This window comes from Desulfobacter sp. UBA2225 (genome assembly GCF_002348205.1).
Lineage (GTDB): Bacteria > Desulfobacterota > Desulfobacteria > Desulfobacterales > Desulfobacteraceae > Desulfobacter > Desulfobacter postgatei.
Window position 1 is genome coordinate 1 of sequence record NZ_DDYV01000201.1, and the last position, 5245, is coordinate 5245.

A 5245-nucleotide genomic window follows, 5' to 3' on the forward strand; every position below is an offset into this window, starting at 1 on the left:
AGTGCCGATGTTGTATTTACCATGCTGGCCTCCCCTGAAGTGGTTGAAAAGGTGGCATTTTCAGAGGAGGGCTTTGTATCCGCAATGAAAAAAAATGCGATCTGGGTGGATTGCTCAACCGTGAATCCCTCTTTTTCCAGAAAAAGTTTTTTAATGGCAAAGGAGTGTGGCATCCGGTTCATGGATGCGCCCGTATCCGGAACAAAACCCAATGCAGAAAATGCGGATCTGGCTTTCTTTGTCGGCGCTGAAAAAAACGTTTTGGATGTTGTACAATCCTTGCTGGAAGGCATGGGGCAAAAAGTTATGCATGTGGGAGAACCAGGCAAAGGCACGGCATTAAAACTGTTGGTAAATTCGCTGTTAGCCCAATCCATGCTCATGCTTTCGGAAAATATACTGCTGGGTGAAAAACTTGGATTTTCAAAGGATTTCCTGCTGGATACCCTGCCGAAAATGTCGGTCTGTGCACCGTTTACGCAGGCCAAGGCAGAGATGATCCGCAAAAATGATTTTGAAGTCCAATTCCCTTTGGAGTGGATGCACAAGGATCTTCACCTGGCAACCTTGACCGCATATGAAGAGGGACAGCCCCTGCCGCTGGCAAATTCGGCAAAAGAAATTTACGCCGCAGCAAAACAAGACGGCCTGGGCCGGAAAGATTTTTCTGCAATTTATCAGTTCATGAAGAACGGTACATCTCCTTGAATCGCAAGATGCACCATGTAAAAAGGGACGGCGTCAGATCTCCTGCTGTTTTTTTTTCTTATACGCTTCAAAATCAAGGAAAATAATAGGCGGCAGTTGTGGTACCCATAGGTCATTTTCGGGATCACCGGGGGTGCCACTGTCATTGGCTTGCCCTGTCAGTGTGCGCCGAAATTCTTTGAATTCAGCCGACATATCGGTGATGATGGTGGTCAATTCATTTAAAGATGTCAATATCTGGTCGGACAGAGGATTGTCTCCTACAGAAACAGGTGCTTGGGCTGAAGGCGGTTGGAGAGATTTTGGGGCTGTATCCGGGGCCATGGTTGATTTTTTTTTCCCTTTCGGCAGTTTTATAGGAGTCCCCGCGATTTCCATATACTTTTCCCAGAATTTTTCAAACGCACTGTCACATGTATTGATGCCTGGATTGTCGAGCAGAAATCCGGCCAACTGCTCAATGCCCACCGCAGCGCGGGCTATAGGATACAGCAAACTAAAAGGACGCTGCCGGGTGACCGCAGCGGAAACGGTTTCATCGGCGGGAAGGCAGCCGGCATAGGAAATTTCAAGGGGAAGATATTGTTTCACCGTTTCGTTAAATTTATCGAATACGGCCCTGGCAAAACGTTCATTTTTCGCTTTGTTCATGACCACCTTCACCGGATCGCGGTATCCATTCAGGGAAAGCACCTTCAACAGCGAGTACCCATCGGTCAGCGATGTAGGTTCGGAGGTCACCACCAGGAGCACCTCCTGGGAAGCCAGGCAAAAGGACAGCACATGCCTGGATATGCCGGCCGAAGTATCGAAAAGCAGTACATCGTACCCCTCTATGCAAGAGAAGGATTCGATTAGTTGGGAGACGTCCTCAGGTGTCATGGCGGCCAGCTTTTCCACACCGGTGCCGCCGGGAATGATGTCAACACCGCAGGTATCGTGGATGATAATATCCGAGATGCGTTTCTCCCCGTTTACCACCTCCTCCAGAGTGTGCTCCGGCCGAATTCCCATCAGAATATTGATGTTGGCCAACCCCAGGTCCGCATCAAAAATGCAGGGCCGCAATCCTTTTCTGGCAAACTCAACCGCCAGATTCACGCAGATATTGGTCTTGCCAACCCCGCCTTTTCCACTGGTAATGGTGATCACCCGTTTCATGCATACCTTCCTTTTTATGGTACCGGCGAGGCAAAGAGTTCCGGATTCCTCTCTTTGGTGGCACATCTGAATTGGACGCCGGAGCAACCGTAGGTGTTGCAGATTGTATTAAAATTTTCTTCAATAAATTCGATGAACCAGATTTCTTCCCGGGGAACCGCCTTATCTCCTCCTGCCATTTGCATCTGGGCCTTATAAGCCTGGTACAACAATTTGATATGGGCATGCTGTTCTTTCAGATTATCGATCACCACCACGGCTCCCTCTGAATTCTGCTGCCCGGACAAAAACCTCTGGACAGGCCTGGGCAGGACCTCTCCATAAAGCAGGGCGTATAACTGTTCAAATTTTTCATCAGTGATCAGCACACAGGTCATCTGAATGCTCGGATGGCGAGATTTCAGATCTTGCATGCTCCAGATCCTGGCCGGATTTGAGACTGCGAGGGTCAGGTTGTCACCGTTCCAGAAAAGAGGGAGAATTTGATGTTCACAGGCATAGCGTTGGCCGATTATACTGCGCAGTTCTATCTTTTGTTTTTCATAATAAATATATCCGTCAAGTTTCTGGAACGGGGTGTTGTACTGAATGGAAAGGGCAAAGTAGAGCTGGTCTATGGCAACCCATTTATTTTCTAAAAGTATTTTGCCAAGAGCCTTATGGGCAGCGGACTGCAATGCAAGGGCCTTTTCAAGATCCGCCTCATGGATCAAGGCCTGCTGTAACAGAATCTGTCCCAGCTTGAGGTCACGGCTGAATCTGCGGAAAGCGAGATTGAGTTCAGACAGGGTGACACGATTTTGTTCATACAGAATTTCACATGTTGATTTTTTGTAATGCTTGAGCTTTAACACCGATTCCAGATCGCCCTCCTGGATCAGGCGGTGTTTGACGGCCAGTTTGACAAGAAAAAGGGTGTCCAGCTGCTCGTAAACCAGTTTTTTTCGATCCATATCTGAAAGATACCCTTTTTTAACTAAAAATCGGCTCAGGGAGTGACCAGACTGTTTGACCTGCCTTTGGCCTTCCTCCAGCTGCTCCTGAGAGAGCATCCCCTTTTCAACTGCCCGTTTACCCATCTGCCACTGCATTTCCTGAAGGAACAGCAGCTTCTTCAATTGTTCCTGAGTTATTTTTTTTTGGCCCAAGAGGATAAAACCCAATTGTTTTTTAGATTGCTCAATATGAGTCTTCCGGATGCCTCTGGCTTCGGCCATCTCTTCGGAGGATACGAATCCTTCGGCCATCAGAAAATCCTCTATTTCCAGGTGCGCCGTTTTATCTTCCATCTTTTATGGGCGACCTCTCTGCCGAAAGATACAGATTGTTTAAGAACGTGTGCTGAATTTCGGTCATTTATCTGCCTCCGCTTCGTCATGCCTGCGGGCCGCTTCAACCAGAATATGCATGAGGGTGCGATTGATTTCAGTGTGCTTTTCAGCATCTGGGCGGGCGACTTCAAAAGTGGCATCCTTCCAGTTTATGATATCATAAGCCGCATCCTCGTTTTTTAGGTTCCCTGTTTCAGCTGCAATCAGCTGGCCTTTCCTGAAAAACAAAAACCCGACCTTATCGGCTGATCGTACCTGGAGAGTGCATGTCTTTTCTTCCATTTCGATCATTTGGAGAAAGGCCGCCGTACCAAACCCTTTAATTTCTCCTTTTCGATTGGATCGCAGGGCGGACCAAATCTTCTCCAGAACCGCCTGCATATCCAGCGGCTTTTCAAAAATGGCGTTCATATTGATCTCCGGCACCGAATTTTGGAATTCCGATGCTGGCCGCCAAGTCATCAAAAACAGGTCCATATTGGGTTCACGCCTGTGCGTGGCTTTTAACAACTGGATACCGCCCATATCCGGTATGTCAAGATCGGTTACGATCACATGTATTTTTATGAATTTTATAAGTTCGAGGGCTATCTTGCCGTTTTCGGCTGTGAGCACATCGCACTGATCTGTGGCATTCACTGCTGCCGTAAATACACTTAATACTTCCGGATCATCATCGACGATAAGTATTTTATCTCTGTTGGTAGATGCAGCTTCGGGTGTTTTGATCAGATGGCTGTTCCTGTGGTATTGTTCGACGCATTCCTGCAGTGTCTTTTCAAGTACATGGGGCTTGCAGGGTTTTATCAGGAACTTAAAAATTTTACCCCCGTTCAGCGCCTTTAAAGAAACATCGAGATTGCCGTGGCCGGTAAGCATCACAATTACGCTGTCAGGGTCTATTTTCTTTGCCTTCTCCACAAACTCGAACCCGTCCATGCCATTCATATGCAGGTCCGTGATTACCACTGCATAAGGCCCTTTTCCCGCCACCGCGTTGAGGCCCTCCCGACCACCTTGGGCGATATCAATATCAAATATTTTTCTCAGGCGTCGTTGCGTGACCTCCATAAAAGCAAGATCCTCATCAACGAACAAAATTCTATCCATCTGATCGCTACCCCCTACAAAACCGGCTATAGCACCTTGAGTTCGCTGGGTTGAATCTTGGTGACGGTGATGTTAAAACCCGTACCCAAATAATGTATTCTCTATATCATGCCGTTGAAGATAGGAAAATGCTTTTTGTTACGGGAATTTTAGAAAAATTGACAGCGCTTTACTGACAATCAGTTCAATTTTTTTTTACAATTAATGATTATCTTGTCGATTAAAGAAGGCCTACAGCTGACTGAAAAAACAATAAAAACACAGGCGAAAAATTTTATCGACCAGGCTTGCAAAAATGCGCACATTCAGGTTAATCTTAACCCAAACGATGAAAAACACGTTCCCGTGTCAAACAGCTTTTCTTAAAGGTAAAAAAAATAATGGTAAAAAAATATAGACTGGCTTACCCGATTTTGTTGATTGGCCTGTTATTATGTGTAAGGGGTACGGGTTTTGCTCAGCAAGCCCCGGGGCTTTCAAAGGGACAAAAGGTTTATGTCCCGGCATATTCACATATTTACACAGGCAACAGACAGATCCCCACGTTTTTAACCGTGACTTTAAGCATCCGCAATACGGACATCTCCCATGGCATTGAGGTTGTGTCCGTAGATTACTACAACACCAAAGGCACTCTTTTAAAAAAATACCTCCCCTCGCCTATTTCTCTAAAGCCCCTTGAATCCATACGCTATGTTGTCGATTATGACGATAAGGCCGGCGGAGCCGGGGCCAATTTTATTGTTGAATGGCGATCTGAAAATCCAATAAATCCCCCTATCATGGAAACCATCATGATCGGCTCAAGGTCTTCTTTCACGTCCCGGGGCCAGGTTCTTATCCCTTTTAAATGAAATCCGATCCCTGATATTTGATCATCAGCATAGCAATATCATCTGACTGGACAACATTTCCGGCATGTTTCCGGACAGCGT

5 protein-coding genes are annotated in these 5245 nt (G+C 46.6%); 2 read left to right on the plus strand and 3 right to left on the minus strand.

Going from position 1 to position 5245, the window contains the following annotated elements; genetic code table 11:
- On the plus strand, positions 1-708 hold a 708-nt coding region (locus tag B3D59_RS10165; RefSeq protein WP_286819528.1), incomplete at its 5' end, for an NAD(P)-dependent oxidoreductase.
- A 33-nt stretch (positions 709-741) separates the two neighbouring features.
- Here the strand turns inward: B3D59_RS10165 and B3D59_RS10170 are convergent.
- The 3 genes from B3D59_RS10170 to B3D59_RS10180 all read right to left on the minus strand — a co-directional run bounded on the left by B3D59_RS10170 (position 742) and on the right by B3D59_RS10180 (position 4310).
- On the minus strand, positions 742-1869 hold the full coding sequence (locus B3D59_RS10170; RefSeq protein WP_286819529.1) for an AAA family ATPase: 1128 nt from the start codon (positions 1867-1869) through the stop codon (positions 742-744).
- A 14-nt stretch (positions 1870-1883) separates the two neighbouring features.
- Positions 1884-3158: a hypothetical protein gene (locus B3D59_RS10175; protein ID WP_286819530.1), complete on the minus strand. Its 1275-nt coding sequence runs from the start codon at positions 3156-3158 to the stop codon at positions 1884-1886.
- 63 nt (positions 3159-3221) lie between these two features.
- Positions 3222-4310 carry a response regulator gene (locus B3D59_RS10180; protein ID WP_286819531.1) on the minus strand — a complete coding sequence of 363 codons (1089 nt, stop codon included), beginning with the start codon at positions 4308-4310 and terminating at the stop codon, positions 3222-3224.
- A 380-nt stretch (positions 4311-4690) separates the two neighbouring features.
- Here B3D59_RS10180 and B3D59_RS10185 point away from each other — a divergent pair, with 380 nt between their 5' ends.
- Complete coding sequence (locus B3D59_RS10185) at positions 4691-5164, plus strand: DUF3124 domain-containing protein (RefSeq protein WP_286819532.1); 474 nt, start codon at positions 4691-4693, stop codon at positions 5162-5164.
- Positions 5165-5245 lie beyond the last annotated feature (81 nt).

Excerpts from the sequence above, each read along its gene's own strand:
- B3D59_RS10170 (WP_286819529.1), bottom strand. The coding sequence starts at position 1,869 with ATGAAACGGGTGATCACCATTACCAGTGGAAAAGGCGGGGTTGGCAAG.
- B3D59_RS10180 (WP_286819531.1), bottom strand. The coding sequence starts at position 4,310 with ATGGATAGAATTTTGTTCGTTGATGAGGATCTTGCTTTTATGGAGGTC.
- B3D59_RS10185 (WP_286819532.1), top strand. The coding sequence starts at position 4,691 with ATGGTAAAAAAATATAGACTGGCTTACCCGATTTTGTTGATTGGCCTG.
- B3D59_RS10175 (WP_286819530.1), bottom strand. The coding sequence starts at position 3,158 with ATGGAAGATAAAACGGCGCACCTGGAAATAGAGGATTTTCTGATGGCC.